This is a genomic window from Pseudomonas sp. NPDC089743, assembly GCF_044748785.1.
Classification (GTDB): Bacteria; Pseudomonadota; Gammaproteobacteria; order Pseudomonadales; family Pseudomonadaceae; genus Aquipseudomonas; species Aquipseudomonas putida_X.
The window spans coordinates 99174-115922 of sequence record NZ_JBIVGS010000003.1 but is presented as its reverse complement, the minus strand read 5'-3'; the positions used below and the strand labels follow the sequence as shown (position 1 = coordinate 115922).

The following is a 16749-nucleotide window of genomic DNA, read 5'->3' as shown; positions in this document are numbered from 1 at the left end:
AGCAAGGCACTTTTTTAACCCAACGCTCTCAGATAAACATAGGCCAACCTGCCCTAAGAAGCGGTATAACCTTATACAGATTTTAAGCATTGTACAGGTTTGCCTGACAGCGTAGTCTGCTTACAGCAAGGTTCGAAGAGGCCATCATGACAGTACCTATTGCCATCATCGGTGCCGGTATCGCCGGCCTTTCCGCTGCCCAGGCCCTGCAGAAGGCCGGGCAATCCGTTCACCTGTTCGACAAAGGCCACGGCAGTGGCGGGCGCATGGCCAGCAAACGCAGCGAGGCCGGAGCGCTCGATCTGGGCGCCCAGTACTTCACTGCGCGCGACCGGCGCTTCGTCGAGCAAGTGCAGCAATGGGTGGCCGCCGGCTGGGCCGAACAGTGGAAGCCGCAGCTGTACAACTACCGTGACGGTGAACTGACTCCCTCCCCCGACGAACAGACGCGCTGGGTCGGCGTGCCGCGCATGAGCGCGATCACCCGCGGCATGCTCAAGGACGTCACGGTCAACTTCGGCTGCCGCATCGCCGAAGTGTTCCGCGGCAAGCAGTACTGGCACCTTCAGGACACCGAAGGCTGCAGCCATGGCCCGTTCAGCCGCGTTGTAATTGCCGTCCCCGCGCCGCAAGCCACGCCGCTGCTGGCCGCGACCCCCAAACTGGCCGCTGTGGCAGCGGGCGTGGTGATGGAGCCCACATGGGCCGTTGCCCTGGCTTTTCAGACACCGCTGGACACCCCGATGCAGGGCTGCTTCGTACAAGACAACCCGCTCGACTGGTTGGCCCGCAACCGTAGCAAGCCAGGCCGCGATGAGCAGCTCGATACCTGGGTACTGCATGCCACCTCCACGTGGAGCAAGCAGCACATCGACCTGGCCAAGGAAGAAGTGATCGAACAGCTTTGGGGCGAATTCGCCGAACTGGTCGGCTGCGTGGTGCCCGCACCGTCCTTCTCCGTGGCGCATCGCTGGCTGTATGCGCGGCCGGCCGGCAGTCACGAATGGGGCGCGCTGGCCGATGCCGACCAAGGGCTCTATGCCTGCGGCGACTGGTGCTTGTCTGGCCGCGTGGAAGGCGCCTGGCTCAGCGGTCAGGAGGCGGCCCGACGCCTGCTGGAGCATCTCGAATAAGCAAAACTGCAAAACTATACAAAAATACTAGTTTGCATAAGTTTGTGGCTGTGCTGGAATAACCTTGTACACGCGCGATTCCATGTACAAGTTTTCGGAGGCAGCCATGCACGATCCATCCGCCCAGCGTAAGCCCCGCATTGCCATCAGCTCATGCCTGACAGGCCACAGTGTGCGCTACAACGGCGGGCACAAGTCGTCCGATCTGTGCCGTACCCAGCTGGAAGAACATTTCGATTGGCGGCCGGTCTGCCCAGAAGTCGCCATCGGCTTGGGCGTGCCCCGCGACCCGATCCGCCTGGTCGGTGACCCCGAACACCCCGCCGTAGTCGGGACACGCAACCCTGGCGAGGACTTCACTGGCCCACTCGCCAGCTACGGCGAACAGATGGCCGATGAGCTGGATGATATCTGTGGCTACATTTTCATGCAGAAGTCGCCGTCCTGCGGGCTGGAACGGGTCAAGGTCTACCAGGATAACGGTCACCCGGCAGTACAGGGCGGCAGGGGCGCCTATGCAGCGGCCTTCTGCGCCCGTCGCCCGGACCTGCCGGTGGAGGAAGAGGGCCGCCTGCACGACCCGGTATTGCGCGAAAACTTCATCAGCCGCGTCTACGCCTATGCGGACTGGCAGCATCTGCTGGCCGAGGGTTTGAGCCGTGGCGCACTGGTGCGCTTCCATTCGCGCTACAAGTACCTGCTCATGGCCAACAACCCGCAGGCTTACCGGCAGCTTGGGCGCCTGCTTGGCAGCATGAGCCGGGACGACGACCCTGAGGTCATCGGGCCCCGCTATTTCAGCCAGTTGATGCAGGCGCTGCGTCGCTGCGCCAGCCGCGGCACCCATGGCAACGTTCTGCAGCACCTCAGTGGCTATTTCAAAGACGCATTGACGCAGCAGGACAAGGCCGAGCTGAAACACATCATCGACCAGTACCAGCAAGGGGTCGTGCCGCTGGTGGTGCCGCTGACCTTGCTCAAACACCATTTGCGCAAGCACCCAGACCCGTACCTGCTGCAGCAGGCCTACTTGCAGCCACACCCCGACAGCTTGGGGCTACGTAATGCAGTCTGAAACGTCCATGCCCATTGGTGAACTGGCCCGCCGCACCGGCGTGAACCCAGTCACCCTGCGCGCCTGGGAGCGGCGCTATGGCCTGCTGAAGCCCCAACGGACCGCCAAAGGCCACCGCTTGTATGGCCGTGATCAGGTCGAACGGGTCCAAGCGATCCTGGCGTGGCTGGAACGGGGGGCATCGGTTGGCCAGGTGCGTGAGTTGCTCGACAAACCACCCGGCGCAGCCCCGCAAGGCGACTGGCAAACCCGCCAGCAACAGTTGATCGAGGCCATCGCCAATCTGTCCCAGCGCAGCCTCGACCAGCAGCTGAACCAAGCCATGGCGCTGTACCCTGCCGTCACCCTGTGCGAGAAATTGCTACTGCCGTTGCTCGATAGCCTGGCGCAGCGTTGGTGCAATTACTTCAATGCCAGGCTTGAACAGGTGTTCTTCCACACGTGGCTGCGCAGCAAGCTGGGGGCGCGGGTATACCACGACAATCAATCACTGCACGGCCCGGCCGTGCTGCTGGCCCAAGACAGCGAGCACGCCTTCGACCCCAGCTTTTGGCTTTCTGCCTGGTTGCTGAGCAGCAGTGGCATCCCCGTCGAAGTGCTGGAATACCCCGTGAGCGGGGTGGAGTTGCAGCGCGCCGTCACCGCTCTGCAACCTCGCGCCCTGCTGCTGCACCTGGGCCCGCGCATCGAAGGCAGGGCCCTGCTGCGCACCCTGCAGGGCATAGCAGGCACGAAGCTGCTGGGCGGTGCCACGATTTCCCTCCATCAAGCTCAACTGCAAGCCTTCGGTCTGCCCGAGCTTTTCCTGTTCGATACCCCGCAGGCGGCATTGCGAACGCTGCAAGGCAGTGACCGCCCGCCTGTAGAGTAGATACCCCATGCAATTGATCTGGCTGCGCAGCGACCTGCGCGTCAACGACAACACTGCCCTGAGCGCCGCCTGTGAACGCGGCCCTACCGTGGCCTTGTGGCTGGCCAGCCCAGGCCAATGGCAGGCGCACGACGACGCTGCCTGCAAGGTCGACTTCTGGCTGCGTAACCTGCGCGACCTGCGAAAGTCACTCGAGGGCCTCAATATCCCGCTGCTGGTCCGCAGGATCGACACCTGGGATCAGGCGGCGCAAACGCTGCTTGACGTATGCCGCCAGCACAAGATCGAAGCGGTGCACTGGAACGATGAGTACGGCATCAACGAGAACAGCCGCGACCAGGCGACCCGGGCGCTACTGGAAGCTTCCGGCGTTCAGGCCCACAGCTACCTCGACCAGCTGCTGTTCCGCCCTGGCACCGTGCTGACCCGCAGCGGGGATTACTTCCAGGTCTTCAGCCAGTTCAAGAAAGTCTGCCTGGAACACCTGCACCGAAGCCTGCCGTCGCAAGCGCCTCGGGTAAAAAGGCAGGCCCCGGTGGACGTCGCCAGCGACCCCATCCCACAGCACATCGAAGGCTTCGACAAACCACCGCGTGCCCTGAGCGAACACTGGCCTGCTGGCGAGGACGAGGCGCACGCCCGGCTGTCACGCTTCGTGGATGAAACCATCGAGGATTACCATCACCTGCGCGACCTGCCGGCTAAACCGGGTACCAGCCAACTTTCGGCTTACCTGGCGGCCGGGGTGGTCTCACCCCGCCAGTGCCTGCACGCCGCACTGGCGAGCAACCGCGGCGAGTTCGACAGTGGTAGTTCTGGCACTCAGACCTGGATCAACGAATTGCTCTGGCGCGAGTTCTACAAACATATCCTGACCGGTTATCCACAGGTGTCACGCCACCGAGCATTCCGCACACACACTGAGGCGTTGCCCTGGCGCGATGCCCCTGCCGACCTTGAGGCCTGGGAACAGGGACGCACCGGGTTCCCGATCATCGACGCGGCCATGCGCCAGTTGCTGCACACCGGGTGGATGCACAATCGCCTGCGCATGATCGTCGCCATGTTCCTCAGCAAGAACTTGCTGATCGATTGGCGCAAGGGCGAACGGCATTTCATGCGCCACCTGATAGACGGTGATCTTGCCGCCAACAATGGTGGCTGGCAGTGGAGCGCGTCCACGGGCACGGACTCGGTACCTTACTTCCGCATCTTCAACCCCATTTCGCAGTCGCAACGGTTCGACCCACAAGGGCACTTCATTCGCCACTGGGTACCCGAGCTGCGCGGTCTGGATGAAAAAAGTATCCATCAGCCTACGCAAAATAAGGATCTTTTCGCCGATAATTCGTACCATCGTCCTATAGTTGACCTAAGTAGTAGTCGCCAGCGTGCACTGGAGGCCTTCAAGGGGTTGTCGCGTAGTTAGGGTGAGGGGTCCGTGTATTGAATCATCCGCGATTTTTCTGGGTTACGGGGGCCGGCAGCGGCCTGGGACTGGCGTTAGTGGAACAGCTGCTCGGGCAAGGGCACCGGGTAGCGGCAAGTGGCAAGGACTGCCAAGCGCTCGATAGCTTGGCAGCGCACCATGGCAGCCGTATCTTGCGCCTGCCCTGGCAGTTGCATGACGAAGACCAGGCAGCCAATGCCTGCCTTCAGCTTTGCCATACCTGGGGCTCGCTGGACAGCCTGATCATCAATGCCGGGACCAGCGATTACCTGCCGGATACGGTATCGGCCACAGACGTGTTCGAGACGATCGTCAGCAGTAATCAGCTGGCGGCCGAGCACTGTATGGGCAAGGTATTACCGTTGCTGATCAAAGGCGACAAGCCGCAGGTAATGGCGATCTTCAACCGTTATTCAGCCCTGCAGTTGTATGCGCCCACGCAAGTCACAGCAGGTTGGAACAACACACCGCAGTGGTTTCGCGAAGCGCGCCAGTCGCTGAAAAATGAAGGTATTGACCTGACAGTGGTGGCGCCGCAATCGCTGAAGACGCCAGTCACGTCAGCGATGGCCTACCCAGAAGAGTGGACGCCACAGAGCGCGGCACAAGAGCTGCTGCGACGCTTGCCACTGCGCGAGCCGGAGCTGGTGCTGGAGGTCACGAACCCCAGCAGCTTGTGGCCGTTGTCACGCTAAGTGATGGGGGGTTTGCCATCCCCTTCGCGGCCCCGCGAAGTGGATGGCAAGACAACTTCAAAGTGCCATGCGGTAATGCAGGCTGTAGCTCTCGACCCCATCATTGGGCTGTTTGATGCCGGCATTGGAATAGTGGATTGCCCGCACGCCAATCTCATGCCCACCTGCAAAACGCAGCCCGAAACCGATGCGGTCTTCGAACTGGAATGACGAACCCAACTCGTTGCTTTCAAGTTCGGTGCTGGAAAATGCAGCCACACCGATACCTGCTTCGATGTAGGGCTTCACCGACTCACCGGCGAACTCGTAGACGAATACAGGTGCGAAAGACAGGCTATGGTTGCTCGCCGTCTCGTCGCCGTCCCAATAGGTGTAAGCACCGTCCCAATAACCCGTCAGCCGACCGACGCTCGTCTGCCACCAGCTGGCATCCCAGTTTGACTGCAGACCCAGGCGGTAAACTTGCGTGGAGTCCCCCGTCTGCCCCACCGATAACGAAACATCGGCAGCTTGCACTGCCGCGACTTGTCCCAAAGTGATGGCGGCAGCCGCCGCCAAGCCGAGCAGTTTCCTCATGAGAAACATCCTTCTTTCCAATGCTGTTGTAAGTGTTTGCCTCATGGCAGGCTAAACATAGAAATCAGGAGTGGGACGATAGTTCAGCTGTTTTCACGTTTTTTTTACAACTCGAACTTTTTCACACTACCCGACGTATTCCACAGCACAGGAAGGATGGTTTCCAATGACCGCGGCTCGGCGCTGGTCCAGAATGCCGCTTCGCGTGCCGGCCCCTCGGCCAGCAGCCCGCGCGCGGCGAGTAACCGTTGCAGTTGGCGCGCCACCGCCGCCCCGGTATCGATGATAGCGACGTCGGCGGGCACCATCCCGGCCAGCAACGGGCGCAGGAATGGGTAATGGGTACACCCGAGAATCAACGTATCGCACCCTGCCGCAAGCAAGGGCTGCAAGTACCCAAGCAACAGCTGGCGCAATTGCGGGCTACCCAGGTCACCCGTCTCGATCAGCTCGACCAGCCCAGGGCAAGGCTGGGTGACCACGCGTACGTCGCTGGCGAAGCGGTCGAGCAAGGCGGCGAACTTGGCGCTCTGCAAGGTGCCGGTAGTGGCCAGCACACCGACCACGCCAGAACGGGTGGCGGCAGCAGCAGGCTTCACGGCCGGCTCCATGCCTACCAGGGGCCAGTCGGGGTAAAGCTCACGCAAGTCGGCAACCGCTGCCACGGTTGCCGTGTTGCAGGCCAGGACCATCGCCTTGGCACCCTGCGCCTGGAAAAACTCGGCAATGCGCCGGCACCGCTGGCGGATGTAGTCGGGGGTTTTCTCGCCATACGGCACATGCCCGCAATCGGCCACATAGAGCAGCGACTCGCTGGGCAGCAAACGCTGGATCTCGGCCAGCACGGACAAACCGCCGACCCCGGAGTCCATCACGCCAACCGCTGCCGAGCGCTCAGCCATCGCGCTTGCCACACACCGCACAAGCCGGGTCGCGCTTGACCCGCAACTCACGCAGGCGCGTGCCCATTGCGTCGATCAGCAGCAAGCGGCCCACCAGCGGCTCGCCAAAACACGCCAGCAGTTTCATGGCTTCCAGCGCCTGCAGGCTGCCGACCAGCCCCACCAGCGGGCCGATCACGCCGGCTTCGCTGCAGGTCAGCTCGTCTTCGCTGCCATGGCCATACAGGCAATGGTAGCAAGGGCTGTAATCGCGCCGAGGGTCGAACACCGACAGCTGCCCTTCGAGGCGGATGGCTGCCCCACTGACCAGCGGCTTACCGTGGGCGAAGCACGCTGCATTGACGGCCTCGCGGGTACCGAAGTTGTCGGAACAGTCCAGCACCAGGTCGACGGCTGCTACCGCAGCAGCCAGGGAATCTTCGTCCAGCGCCTGACGGTGGGCGACCAAGGTGATTTCAGGGTTGATGGCCGCAAGCCGCTGCAGCGCCGAGTCCACCTTGCTCATGCCAACGCTGCCACTGTCATGGATGACCTGACGCTGCAGGTTGGTCAGGTCGACGGTATCGAAGTCCGCCAGGTGCAGTTCCCCCACACCCGCGGCTGCCAGGTAGAGCGCCACCGGTGAGCCCAGACCACCCAAGCCGATGATCAGCGCCTTGCTTTGCTTGAGGCGCAACTGGCCTTCGATGTCCACCTGTGCCAGCAGGATCTGCCGGCTGTAACGCAACAATTCCTGATCGGTCAGCATGGCAGGCGCCCCAGGGAAATACGTTCGTGACCGCCCAGGTCCTTGCGGCTGGCCACCTCGATGAAACCTTGCCCGGCCAGCAGCGCGCGCACCGCCTGTGCCTGGTCGTAACCGTGTTCCAGCAGCAGCCAGCCACCGGGCAGCAGATGCGCCGGTGCCTGGCCAACGATCAGCCGCAGGTCGTCCAGGCCATCGTCCCCGGCCACCAGTGCACTGCTGGGCTCGAAGCGCACATCACCGGCAGCCAGGTGCGGGTCTTGGGCAGCGATGTACGGCGGGTTGCTGAGGATCAGGTCGAAACGCTCCCCGCTCAAGGCACTGAACCAGTGGCTGGCGAGCACCTTCACGTTGCCCAGGCCCAAGCGTTGACGATTACGTTCAGCCAGCGCTACCGCTTCCTCGACCCGGTCCAGTGCCGTGACCTGCCAGGCCGGGCGCTCGCTGGCCAAGGCCAGTGCTATCGCGCCAGTGCCGGTGCCCAGGTCGAGCACCTTGGCGGGCGTTGCAGGCTGCAGCTCAAGCGCCGTCTCGACCAGAAGCTCGGTATCAGGGCGCGGAATCAACGTGTGTGGTGCCACTTCCAGGTCGAGTTTCCAGAAGCCCTGTTGGCCCAGAATGTAGGCAACAGGCTCGCCACCCCGGCGACGCTCGAGGTAGCCCGCGTAAGTCTGCGCATCCTCGCTGCTGACGATGCGCTCAGGCCATGTATGCAGGTAGCTGCGAGACTTGCCGATGGCCGCTGCCAGCAGCAGTTCGGCGTCCAGGCGTGCGGTGGGCGAATCCGGCAATTGCGCAGTGCGCAGCAGGCTGGCGATGATGGTCATCAATCCCCCAGTGCCGCCAGCTGATCAGCCTGGTATTCAGCCAGCAACGGTTCGATCACCGCGTCCACGCCCCCGGCAAGGATATCGTCGAGGGAATACAAGGTCAGGTTGATACGGTGATCGGTCACCCGCCCCTGTGGATAATTGTAGGTACGGATACGCTCTGAGCGGTCGCCCGAACCTACCAGCAGTTTACGCTCACTGGCGATGGCGTTCTGCGCCGCGCTGGTCTGCATGTCATTGAGCTTGGCCGACAGCCAGGACATGGCTCGGGCGCGGTTCTTGTGCTGCGAACGCTCCTCCTGGCACTCCACCACGATGCCAGTAGGCAAGTGGGTGATGCGAATGGCCGAGTCTGTTTTGTTGACGTGCTGGCCACCGGCGCCGGATGCGCGGTAGGTGTCCACGCGCAAATCGGCCGGGTTGATCTCGATAGCCACTTGCTCATCCGGCTCGGGCAGCACCGCGACAGTACACGCCGAGGTGTGGATACGGCCTTGCGATTCGGTTTCAGGCACCCGCTGCACGCGATGCGCGCCAGACTCGAACTTGAGCTTGCCGTAAACGCTGTCGCCTTCGACGCGGGCGATGATCTCTTTATAGCCGCCGTGCTCGCCTTCGTTCTCGGAGAGAATTTCAAGGCGCCAGCCGCGCCGTTCGGCATAGCGCGAATACATGCGGAACAGATCGCCCGAGAAGATGGCCGCCTCGTCGCCACCGGTGCCTGCGCGAATTTCGAGGAACACGTTGCGCCCGTCGTTGGGGTCTTTAGGCAACAGCATGCGTTGCAGCTGCGACTCCAGCCCCAGCAGTTGCTCCTTGGCTTCGCGTACTTCTTCCACAGCCATTTCGCGCATATCGGGGTCGGCGTCCTTGAGCAGCGCCTGGGCACCTTCGAGGTCGTCCTGCACCTTGCGCCACTCTTTATAGGCGCCGATCACCGGCTCCACTTCGGCGTACTCGCGAGAATAGGCGCGAAAGCGCGCCTGGTCGGAAATGACTTCGGCATCACCCAGCAAGGCGGTGAGTTCCTCGAAGCGGTCCTGGAGCGTGTCCAGTTTGTTCAGCAGCGACGCTTTCATTGCAAGGATTTGTCCGTCGAGCCCTCATCGAGGGCAAAGAGTTCCTGGGCCATGGCCAGCGCATCGAGGCGGCCCTCGGCCGAGAGCTTTTTCAACTGCACGCTGGGCGCATGCAGGAGTTTGTTGGTCAGCCCCCGGGCCAGTTGCGCCAGCACCTCCTCGGGGTTGCCACCGTTGGCCAGCAGACGCTGGGCCTTTTGCAGTTCTTCGTCGCGCAGGCGCTCGCTTTGCTGGCGATAGGCGCGCAACACATCGACCGCAGCCAGTTCGCGCAGACGCACCATGAAGTCTTCGGCGCCCACCGAGACCAGTTCTTCGGCCGCCTGGGCCGCGCCCTGGCGGCTTTTGAGGTTTTCCGCGACCACTTCGTGCAGGTCATCGACGGTATACAGGTACACGTCGTCGAGCTCACCTACCTCCGGCTCGATGTCGCGCGGCACGGCGATGTCGACCATGAAGATCGGCTTGTGCCGGCGCTGCTTCAGCGCGCTTTCCACCGCGCCCTTGCCCAGGATGGGCAGTTGGCTGGCGGTCGAGCTGATGACGATGTCGCTGTGCGCCAGCTCTTGTGGGATATCGGCCAGCAACACGGCGTGAGCCCCGAACTGCTCGGCCAGCAGGCTGGCCCGCTCCAGTGTACGGTTGGCCACGACGATACGGCGCACGCCCTGCTCATGCAGGTGGCGGGCAACCAGGGTGATGGTTTCACCGGCGCCGATCAGCAGCGCCTGGCTGCGCCCCAGGTCGCTGAAGATCTGCCGCGCCAGGCTGACCGCAGCGAACGCCACCGACACCGGGTTCTCGCCGATCGCGGTGTCGGTACGCACCTGTTTGGCTGCGCTGAAGGTGGCCTGGAACAGGCGCCCGAGGAGCGGGCCCACGGTGCCAGCCTCGCGCGCCACGGCATACGCCGACTTCATCTGGCCGAGGATCTGCGGTTCGCCCAGTACCAGCGAGTCGAGGCCCGAAGCAACCCGCATCATGTGCCTGACGGCATCATGCTCTTCATGGATGTAGGCACTGGCGCGCAGCTCATCCAGGCTAAGGCGGTGATAATCGGCCAGCCACTGCAGGACCGCCTCGGCGGACAACTGATCCTGTTCTATATAGAGCTCGCTGCGGTTGCAGGTCGACAGGATCGCCGCTTCACGGCTGGCGGTCAGCCGACAAAGCTGCTGCAGGGCGTCGACCAGCTGCTCTGGGGTAAACGCCACGCGCTCGCGTACGTCTACCGAGGCAGTCTTATGGTTGATACCAAGTGCAAGAAAGGCCATGCAAGGTCGCTGGTTGTGACGAGAAGCCGATAATTGTCCTCTTTCGCAGGTTTTAGAACAACCACCGTTCGCTATTGTCGTGAGGGTGAGGGGCGCAGGCCGCGCAACCTTGCCACCCCCTCGCCTGGGGCCATTGCCCCTGGGCCCCGAAACCCATGTCAAAAAATGGCCAGGGAGCGGGAAGCATGCCCTTTATCGCCTATAAAAATCGACGATATCCAGGCTCAAGCCCTTGGCCAACACTTGAAAGCAGTCAGACTGGCGCGTTGCCGAGCCGGCGGCGACAAGCCACAGGGCAGTGAACATCCCACCTCCCCCGCTGTCCCACCTAATCACCAGCAACGCTGTAAAGCACGACCTTCGCAGGTGGGTTTGCCCCCGCGCTTGTGTCATCATGCTCCGACCGCCGGTAAGTCCTTCTAAGCCTCTTCATATGAACAGACCCTACGCACTGCTGCTTGCCTTCGCCCTGCTCCAGGGCTGCCAGAGCCTGGCCCCACACAAGGCCGAGCCTCCCGTTGCCGAAGCCGGCAAGGCAGAGGCCGACAAGCCCGTGGTGTATGGGTCGTTCAAGCAGGACACGCTCTATAGCCTGCTGGTGGCCGAACTCGCCGGCCAGCGCAACCGGTTCGATATCGCCCTGGCCAATTACACCGACCAGGCCGAGAAAACCCAGGACCCGGGCGTGTCCGAGCGCGCCTACCGCATCGCCGAGTACCTCGGCGCTGACGAGCCGGCCTTGGACAGCGCACTGATCTGGGCCCGCAACGACCCACAGAACCTCGACGCCCAGCGCGCCGCTGCCATCCAGCTGGCGCGGGCAGGCCGCTATGACGACTCCATGACCTATATGGAGAAGGTGCTGCAAGGCCAGGGCGACACGCACTTCGATTTTCTCGCCCTGTCGGCGGCCGAAACCGACCAGAGCACCCGCGACGGCCTGATGCAGAGTTTCGACCGCCTGCTGGTCAAGTACCCCGACAACAACCAGCTGGTGTTCGGCAAGGCCCTGCTGCTGAATCAGGATGGCAAGGCTGAAGAAGCCCTCGAGCTGCTTGAGTCGCACCCGGCGCAAAATGGCGAGATCGCTTCGACCCTGCTGCGTGCCCGCCTGCTCCAGGCCCTGGACCGCGGCCCGGAAGCGCTGCCGCTGCTGCGCGGGGCGATCCGCGACAACCCAGACGACAAGCGCCTGCGGCTGACCTATGCGCGCACCCTGGTCGAACAGGACCGCATCGCCGATGCCAAGGCCGAGTTCATCAGCCTGGTCCAGCAATACCCCGATGATGACGAGCTGCGTTACTCGCTGGCGCTGGTATGCCTGGAGAACAAGGACTGGGATGAAGCCGAGAGTTACCTGCGCGAGCTGATCGAGCGTGACAGCAACGTCGACGCCGCCCACCTGAACCTGGGCCGCATTGCCGAAGAACGCCACGACCCCGCCGGAGCCCTGAGCGAATACGCGCTGGTCGGCCCGGGCCCGGATTACCTGCCGGCACAGTTGCGCCAGGCCGATATCCTGATCGCCAACGGCCGTGGCACCGAGGCGTCCCGCCAGCTGGCCCAGGCCCGCGAGGCGCAGCCGGAGCTCGCCATCCAGCTTTACCTTATCGAGTCGGAAAGCTACAGCAACAACAACAAGGACGCCCAGGCCAACCAGGTGCTGCAACAGGCCATCCAGCGCTACCCGGACGACCTCAACCTGCTTTACACCCGCGCCATGCTCGCCGAAAAGCGTGACGACCTGCCGCAGATGGAAAAAGACCTGCGCGCCATCATCGCTCGCGAACCGGAAAACGCCATGGCGCTGAACGCCCTGGGTTATACCCTGGCCGACCGCACAACCCGTTACACTGAAGCCAAGGCCCTGATCGACAAGGCCTATGAGCTATCCCCGGACGACCCGGCAATCCTCGACAGCAAGGGCTGGGTCGCCTACCGCCTGGGTAACCTCGAGGAGGCCGAGCGTTACCTGCGCCAGGCCCTGGAGCGCTTCCCCGACCATGAAGTGGCTGCTCACCTGGGCGAGGTTCTGTGGGCCAACGGCAAGCGCCGTGAAGCTCGCCAGGTCTGGGGCAAGGCCTTCGAGGCCCAGCCCGACAGCCCTATCCTGCGCAAGACCGTCTTGCGCCTGACCGGATCCGAGACCCTTTAACGCCATGTTATTGCGCCATTGCATCACCTTGACCCTGATCGCCCTGCTGGCTGGCTGTGCCGGCTTCGGTAGCCGCGAGGCCCTTCAAGGCCACGGCGACCCACAGCAGTGGCGCACCCATAAAGCGCAATTGAGCAGCCTCGATGGCTGGCAGATCAACGGCAAGGTCGGCATACGCGCGCCGCGCGACTCCGGCAGTGGCACGCTGTTCTGGTTGCAGCGCCAGGACTATTACGACATCCGTCTGGCCGGCCCGCTGGGCCGAGGCGCAGCACGCCTGACCGGCCGCCCCGGCGGTGTGGTACTGGAAGTGGCCAACCAGGGCCGCTACGAAGCCGCCAGCCCCGAAGCGTTGCTGGAAGAACAGCTGGGCTGGCAGTTGCCGGTGTCGCACCTGGTCTGGTGGGTGCGCGGCCTGCCCGCTCCCGACAGCAAGAGCAAGCTGACCCTCGATGGCGACAGCCGCTTGGCCAGCCTGGACCAGGACGGCTGGCAGGTGCAGTACCTGAGCTACACCGAGCAGAACGGCTACTGGCTGCCCGAGCGCCTGAAACTGCACGGCAAGGACCTCGACGTGACCCTGGTGGTCAAGGACTGGCAGCCGCGCCAGCTGGGGCACTGACCGATGCACAGGCTCACCCTGCCCGCCCCGGCCAAGCTCAACCTGTGGCTGCACATCATCGGCCGCCGTCCGGACGGTTACCACGAACTGGAGACTGTCTTTCAGTTTCTCGAGCACGGCGACGAACTGACCTTCGCCCTGCGTGAAGACGGCGCGATCCGCCTGCACACCGAAATCGAAGCGGTGCCCCACGACAGCAACCTGATCGTGCGCGCCGCGCGCAAGCTGCAGGAACAGTCCGGCACCGGGCTTGGCGCCGATATCTGGCTGACCAAGGTGCTGCCCATGGGCGGCGGTATCGGCGGCGGAAGCTCGGATGCCGCGACCACATTGCTGGCGCTGGCGCACCTGTGGCAACTGGATTGGGACGAAGATCGCCTGGCTGCCCTGGGCCTGACACTGGGCGCCGACGTCCCGGTGTTCGTCCGTGGCCATGCTGCATTCGCCCAAGGTGTGGGTGAGCAACTGACCCCGGTCGACCCGGCAGAACCCTGGTACGTCGTACTGGTGCCGCAAGTGTCTGTCAGCACAGTAGAAATTTTTTCACATCCACAGTTGACACGTGATTCCCTCCCCCTTAAGATGCGCCCCGTTCCCGAGGGAAACAGTCGAAATGACTGCCAACCGGTGGTAGAGCAAAGTTACCCGGAAGTTCGCAACGCGTTGAATTCACTGGGTAAATTTACTGAAGCTCGATTAACCGGCACTGGAAGTTGCGTGTTTGGGGCCTTCCCAAGCAAAGCCGAAGCTGATAAAGTTCTGGCCCTTCTTTCAGCGACCCAAACAGGGTTTGTGGCGAAAGGAAGCAATGTTTCGATGTTGCATCGCAAGCTGCAAAGTCTGGTCAAGAAGTCGAGTGCATAGCGCTCGCAGCAACAGATACAGGGGCGTCGCCAAGCGGTAAGGCAGCAGGTTTTGATCCTGCCATGCGTTGGTTCGAATCCAGCCGCCCCTGCCATTTTCCTTATACTCATCCAGGTATACCCTCAGCCTCCAGGTACTGCGCGTGTCCAAGATGATGGTCTTTACGGGGAACGCTAACCCCGATCTGGCTCGGCGTGTCGTACGTCAGCTGCATATCCCTCTCGGTGACGTCTCTGTCGGTAAATTCTCCGACGGTGAGATCAGCACTGAGATCAATGAAAATGTCCGCGGTAAAGACGTCTTCATTATTCAGCCGACCTGTGCCCCGACCAACGATAACCTGATGGAACTGGTAGTGATGGCCGATGCCTTCCGCCGCTCCTCAGCATCCCGAATCACCGCCGTGATTCCTTACTTCGGATACGCCCGCCAGGACCGCCGTCCGCGTTCGGCACGTGTAGCCATCAGCGCCAAAGTCGTCGCTGACATGCTCACTGTCGTGGGTATCGACCGTGTTCTCACCGTCGACCTGCACGCTGACCAGATCCAGGGTTTCTTCGATATCCCGGTCGACAACATCTACGGCTCGCCCGTACTGGTCGACGATATCGAAGACCAGCGTTTCGAGAACCTGATGATCGTCTCCCCGGACATCGGTGGTGTCGTGCGCGCACGTGCCGTCGCCAAGTCCCTGGGTGTCGACCTGGGTATCATCGACAAACGCCGTGAAAAGGCCAACCACTCCGAAGTCATGCACATCATCGGCGACGTCGAAGGGCGCACTTGCATCCTGGTAGACGACATGGTCGATACCGCCGGCACCCTGTGCCATGCGGCCAAGGCACTGAAAGAACACGGCGCGGCCAAGGTTTATGCCTATTGCACGCACCCTGTCCTCTCGGGCCGTGCGATCGAGAACATCGAGAAGTCGGTATTGGACGAGCTGGTGGTGACCAACACCGTTCCGCTGTCCGCCGCTGCTCAAGCCTGTGACCGTATCCGCCAGCTGGATATCGCACCGGTTGTCGCTGAAGCGGTCCGCCGTATCAGCAATGAAGAATCGATCAGTGCGATGTTCCGCTAAGCGGAACAGGTACTGATATGAAGCGCCCCGCCCCAACATGTGTTGGGGCGGGGCTTTTTTGCCATCCCCGTTGGCGCTGGTCGCAAACGCCCTCGGGGGGCTATTTTGGAGAAACAAAATGACTGATTTCACTCTGAACGCCCAAGTGCGTAGTGACCTGGGGAAAGGTGCGAGCCGCCGCCTGCGTCACACCGCCAACATCCCAGCCGTTGTATACGGTGGCGATAAAGAAGCTCAATCCCTGACCATCGTGGCCAAGGAAATCGCCAAGCTGTTCGAAAACGAAGCTGCCTTCAGCCACGTTATCGAGCTGAACGTCGACGGCGCCAAGCAGAACGTCGTAGTCAAGGCCATGCAGCGCCACCCGGCCAAAGGCTTCATCATGCACGCCGACTTCGTTCGCGTCGTTGCTGGCCAGAAGCTGACCGCTGTTGTTCCAGTGCACTTCATCAACGAAGAAGCACCGGTCAAGAAAGGCGGCGAGATCTCGCACGTTGAATCGCAGATCGAAGTTTCCTGCGAAGCCAAAGACCTGCCTGAGTTCATCGAAGTCGACCTGGGCAATGCTGAAATCGGCACCATCATCCACCTGTCGGACCTGAAAGCTCCGAAAGGCGTAGAGTTCGTTGCTCTGGCCCACGGTGATGACAAAGCTGTTGCCAACGTTCACGCGCCACGCGTTGCTCCAGAAGCTGAAGAAGGCGCCGCTGAGTAATCCACTCGCGCGCCGGTGTTGATCGGGTTACAGTGCCGCGCACCGTAACCCACCAACTCCAAGGAAGAGCCCCTACGTGACCGCCATCCAGTTGATCGTCGGCCTGGGTAACCCCGGCCCCGAATACGAACAGACCCGGCATAACGCAGGGGCTCTTTTCGTTGAACGCATTGCCAGCGCCCAGCGCGTCTGCTTGACCGCTGACCGCAAGTATTTCGGCCTGACGGCTAAATTCAGCCATCAGGGCAACGACGTTCGTCTGCTCATCCCCACCACCTACATGAACCGTAGCGGCCAGTCCGTGGCGGCGTTGGCCAATTTCTTCCGCATCAAGCCGGAAGCGATCCTGGTGGCGCATGACGAACTCGACCTGCCTCCGGGCGTCGCCAAGCTCAAGCGCGGCGGCGGCCATGGCGGGCACAACGGCCTGCGCGACATCATCGCGCAGCTCGGCAACCAGAACGACTTCCACCGCCTGCGGCTTGGCATCGGCCACCCGGGTGACGCCAAACTGGTCTCCAACTTCGTCCTGGGCCGCGCGCCGCGCGCCGAGCAGGAGAAGCTCGACGCCAGCATCGATTTTGCCCTCGGCGTGTTGCCTGACGTGCTTGCCGGCGATTTCGCCAAGGCAATGCGCGAGCTGCACAGCCAGAAGGCCTGATTTCCTAGAGAGGGGAAT

Annotated in this window: 17 protein-coding genes and 1 tRNA gene; 12 read left to right on the top strand and 6 right to left on the bottom strand. The window is 62.4% G+C overall.

Going from position 1 to position 16749, the window contains the following annotated elements:
- The first annotated feature begins 146 nt into the window (after window positions 1-146).
- The 5 genes from ACIPZC_RS07380 to ACIPZC_RS07360 all read left to right on the top strand — a co-directional run bounded on the left by ACIPZC_RS07380 (window position 147) and on the right by ACIPZC_RS07360 (window position 5224).
- Window positions 147-1133: an NAD(P)/FAD-dependent oxidoreductase gene (locus ACIPZC_RS07380; RefSeq protein WP_012316253.1), complete on the top strand. Its 987-nt coding sequence runs from the start codon at window positions 147-149 to the stop codon at window positions 1131-1133.
- A gap of 106 nt (window positions 1134-1239) precedes the next feature.
- Complete coding sequence (locus ACIPZC_RS07375) at window positions 1240-2208, top strand: YbgA family protein (RefSeq protein ID WP_400625952.1); 969 nt, start codon at window positions 1240-1242, stop codon at window positions 2206-2208.
- Window positions 2198-3079, top strand: coding sequence for a MerR family transcriptional regulator (locus tag ACIPZC_RS07370; protein WP_400625950.1), 882 nt, complete (start codon window positions 2198-2200; stop codon window positions 3077-3079). The genes ACIPZC_RS07375 and ACIPZC_RS07370 overlap by 11 nt, the downstream gene beginning before the upstream one ends.
- A gap of 7 nt (window positions 3080-3086) precedes the next feature.
- On the top strand, window positions 3087-4508 hold the full coding sequence (phrB, locus tag ACIPZC_RS07365) for a deoxyribodipyrimidine photo-lyase (protein ID WP_400625948.1): 1422 nt from the start codon (window positions 3087-3089) through the stop codon (window positions 4506-4508).
- A gap of 17 nt (window positions 4509-4525) precedes the next feature.
- The gene (locus tag ACIPZC_RS07360; RefSeq protein ID WP_400625946.1) at window positions 4526-5224 is read left to right on the top strand and encodes an SDR family oxidoreductase; all 699 of its coding nucleotides are present in this window, start codon (window positions 4526-4528) and stop codon (window positions 5222-5224) included.
- 57 nt (window positions 5225-5281) lie between these two features.
- On the opposite strand, the gene ACIPZC_RS07355 is transcribed toward ACIPZC_RS07360, so the two are convergent.
- From ACIPZC_RS07355 to hemA, 6 genes are all read right to left on the bottom strand, one after another.
- Complete coding sequence (locus ACIPZC_RS07355) at window positions 5282-5800, bottom strand: acyloxyacyl hydrolase (protein WP_241806324.1); 519 nt, start codon at window positions 5798-5800, stop codon at window positions 5282-5284.
- A gap of 104 nt (window positions 5801-5904) precedes the next feature.
- Complete coding sequence (murI, locus tag ACIPZC_RS07350) at window positions 5905-6702, bottom strand: glutamate racemase (protein WP_241806323.1); 798 nt, start codon at window positions 6700-6702, stop codon at window positions 5905-5907.
- On the bottom strand, window positions 6695-7450 hold the full coding sequence (locus ACIPZC_RS07345) for a molybdopterin-synthase adenylyltransferase MoeB (protein WP_241806322.1): 756 nt from the start codon (window positions 7448-7450) through the stop codon (window positions 6695-6697). Before ACIPZC_RS07345 ends, murI begins: the two co-directional genes overlap by 8 nt.
- Window positions 7444-8274, bottom strand: coding sequence for a peptide chain release factor N(5)-glutamine methyltransferase (gene prmC / locus ACIPZC_RS07340; protein ID WP_241806321.1), 831 nt, complete (start codon window positions 8272-8274; stop codon window positions 7444-7446). Before prmC ends, ACIPZC_RS07345 begins: the two co-directional genes overlap by 7 nt.
- Entirely contained in the window at window positions 8274-9356 is a 1083-nt protein-coding gene (gene prfA, locus ACIPZC_RS07335; protein ID WP_241806320.1) for a peptide chain release factor 1, read from the bottom strand. Before prfA ends, prmC begins: the two co-directional genes overlap by 1 nt.
- A complete protein-coding gene (gene hemA, locus ACIPZC_RS07330; RefSeq protein ID WP_400625943.1) occupies window positions 9353-10630 on the bottom strand; it encodes a glutamyl-tRNA reductase in 1278 nt (425 codons plus the stop codon). Before hemA ends, prfA begins: the two co-directional genes overlap by 4 nt.
- 433 nt (window positions 10631-11063) lie before the next feature.
- Between hemA and ACIPZC_RS07325 the strand changes: the two genes are divergently transcribed.
- The 7 genes from ACIPZC_RS07325 to pth all read left to right on the top strand — a co-directional run bounded on the left by ACIPZC_RS07325 (window position 11064) and on the right by pth (window position 16731).
- The gene (locus ACIPZC_RS07325; protein WP_400625941.1) at window positions 11064-12785 is read left to right on the top strand and encodes a tetratricopeptide repeat protein; all 1722 of its coding nucleotides are present in this window, start codon (window positions 11064-11066) and stop codon (window positions 12783-12785) included.
- A 4-nt stretch (window positions 12786-12789) separates the two neighbouring features.
- Window positions 12790-13407 (top strand): lipoprotein insertase outer membrane protein LolB, encoded by a 618-nt coding sequence (lolB, locus tag ACIPZC_RS07320; RefSeq protein ID WP_400625939.1) that lies wholly within the window; start codon window positions 12790-12792, stop codon window positions 13405-13407.
- 3 nt (window positions 13408-13410) lie between these two features.
- Complete coding sequence (gene ispE / locus ACIPZC_RS07315) at window positions 13411-14271, top strand: 4-(cytidine 5'-diphospho)-2-C-methyl-D-erythritol kinase (protein WP_267818767.1); 861 nt, start codon at window positions 13411-13413, stop codon at window positions 14269-14271.
- Window positions 14272-14290: 19 nt separating this feature from the next.
- Window positions 14291-14365: transfer RNA gene (locus ACIPZC_RS07310), tRNA-Gln, on the top strand.
- Between the two features lie 48 nt (window positions 14366-14413).
- On the top strand, window positions 14414-15355 hold the full coding sequence (locus tag ACIPZC_RS07305) for a ribose-phosphate pyrophosphokinase (protein WP_003247410.1): 942 nt from the start codon (window positions 14414-14416) through the stop codon (window positions 15353-15355).
- 118 nt (window positions 15356-15473) lie between these two features.
- Window positions 15474-16070, top strand: a complete 597-nt coding sequence (locus tag ACIPZC_RS07300; protein WP_267818769.1) for a 50S ribosomal protein L25/general stress protein Ctc — start codon at window positions 15474-15476, stop codon at window positions 16068-16070.
- 76 nt (window positions 16071-16146) lie between these two features.
- Complete coding sequence (gene pth / locus ACIPZC_RS07295; RefSeq protein WP_176512175.1) at window positions 16147-16731, top strand: aminoacyl-tRNA hydrolase; 585 nt, start codon at window positions 16147-16149, stop codon at window positions 16729-16731.
- The last annotated feature ends 18 nt before the right edge of the window (window positions 16732-16749 follow it).

What these genes read in the sequence shown, in the direction of transcription:
- ACIPZC_RS07380 (WP_012316253.1), top strand. Translation starts at nt 147, where the DNA reads ATGACAGTACCTATTGCCATCATCGGTGCCGGTATCGCCGGCCTTTCC.
- ACIPZC_RS07375 (WP_400625952.1), top strand. Translation starts at nt 1,240, where the DNA reads ATGCACGATCCATCCGCCCAGCGTAAGCCCCGCATTGCCATCAGCTCA.
- ACIPZC_RS07370 (WP_400625950.1), top strand. Translation starts at nt 2,198, where the DNA reads ATGCAGTCTGAAACGTCCATGCCCATTGGTGAACTGGCCCGCCGCACC.
- phrB (WP_400625948.1), top strand. Translation starts at nt 3,087, where the DNA reads ATGCAATTGATCTGGCTGCGCAGCGACCTGCGCGTCAACGACAACACT.
- ACIPZC_RS07355 (WP_241806324.1), bottom strand. Translation starts at nt 5,800, where the DNA reads ATGAGGAAACTGCTCGGCTTGGCGGCGGCTGCCGCCATCACTTTGGGA.
- murI (WP_241806323.1), bottom strand. Translation starts at nt 6,702, where the DNA reads ATGGCTGAGCGCTCGGCAGCGGTTGGCGTGATGGACTCCGGGGTCGGC.
- ACIPZC_RS07345 (WP_241806322.1), bottom strand. Translation starts at nt 7,450, where the DNA reads ATGCTGACCGATCAGGAATTGTTGCGTTACAGCCGGCAGATCCTGCTG.
- prmC (WP_241806321.1), bottom strand. Translation starts at nt 8,274, where the DNA reads ATGACCATCATCGCCAGCCTGCTGCGCACTGCGCAATTGCCGGATTCG.
- prfA (WP_241806320.1), bottom strand. Translation starts at nt 9,356, where the DNA reads ATGAAAGCGTCGCTGCTGAACAAACTGGACACGCTCCAGGACCGCTTC.
- hemA (WP_400625943.1), bottom strand. Translation starts at nt 10,630, where the DNA reads ATGGCCTTTCTTGCACTTGGTATCAACCATAAGACTGCCTCGGTAGAC.
- ACIPZC_RS07325 (WP_400625941.1), top strand. Translation starts at nt 11,064, where the DNA reads ATGAACAGACCCTACGCACTGCTGCTTGCCTTCGCCCTGCTCCAGGGC.
- lolB (WP_400625939.1), top strand. Translation starts at nt 12,790, where the DNA reads ATGTTATTGCGCCATTGCATCACCTTGACCCTGATCGCCCTGCTGGCT.
- ispE (WP_267818767.1), top strand. Translation starts at nt 13,411, where the DNA reads ATGCACAGGCTCACCCTGCCCGCCCCGGCCAAGCTCAACCTGTGGCTG.
- ACIPZC_RS07300 (WP_267818769.1), top strand. Translation starts at nt 15,474, where the DNA reads ATGACTGATTTCACTCTGAACGCCCAAGTGCGTAGTGACCTGGGGAAA.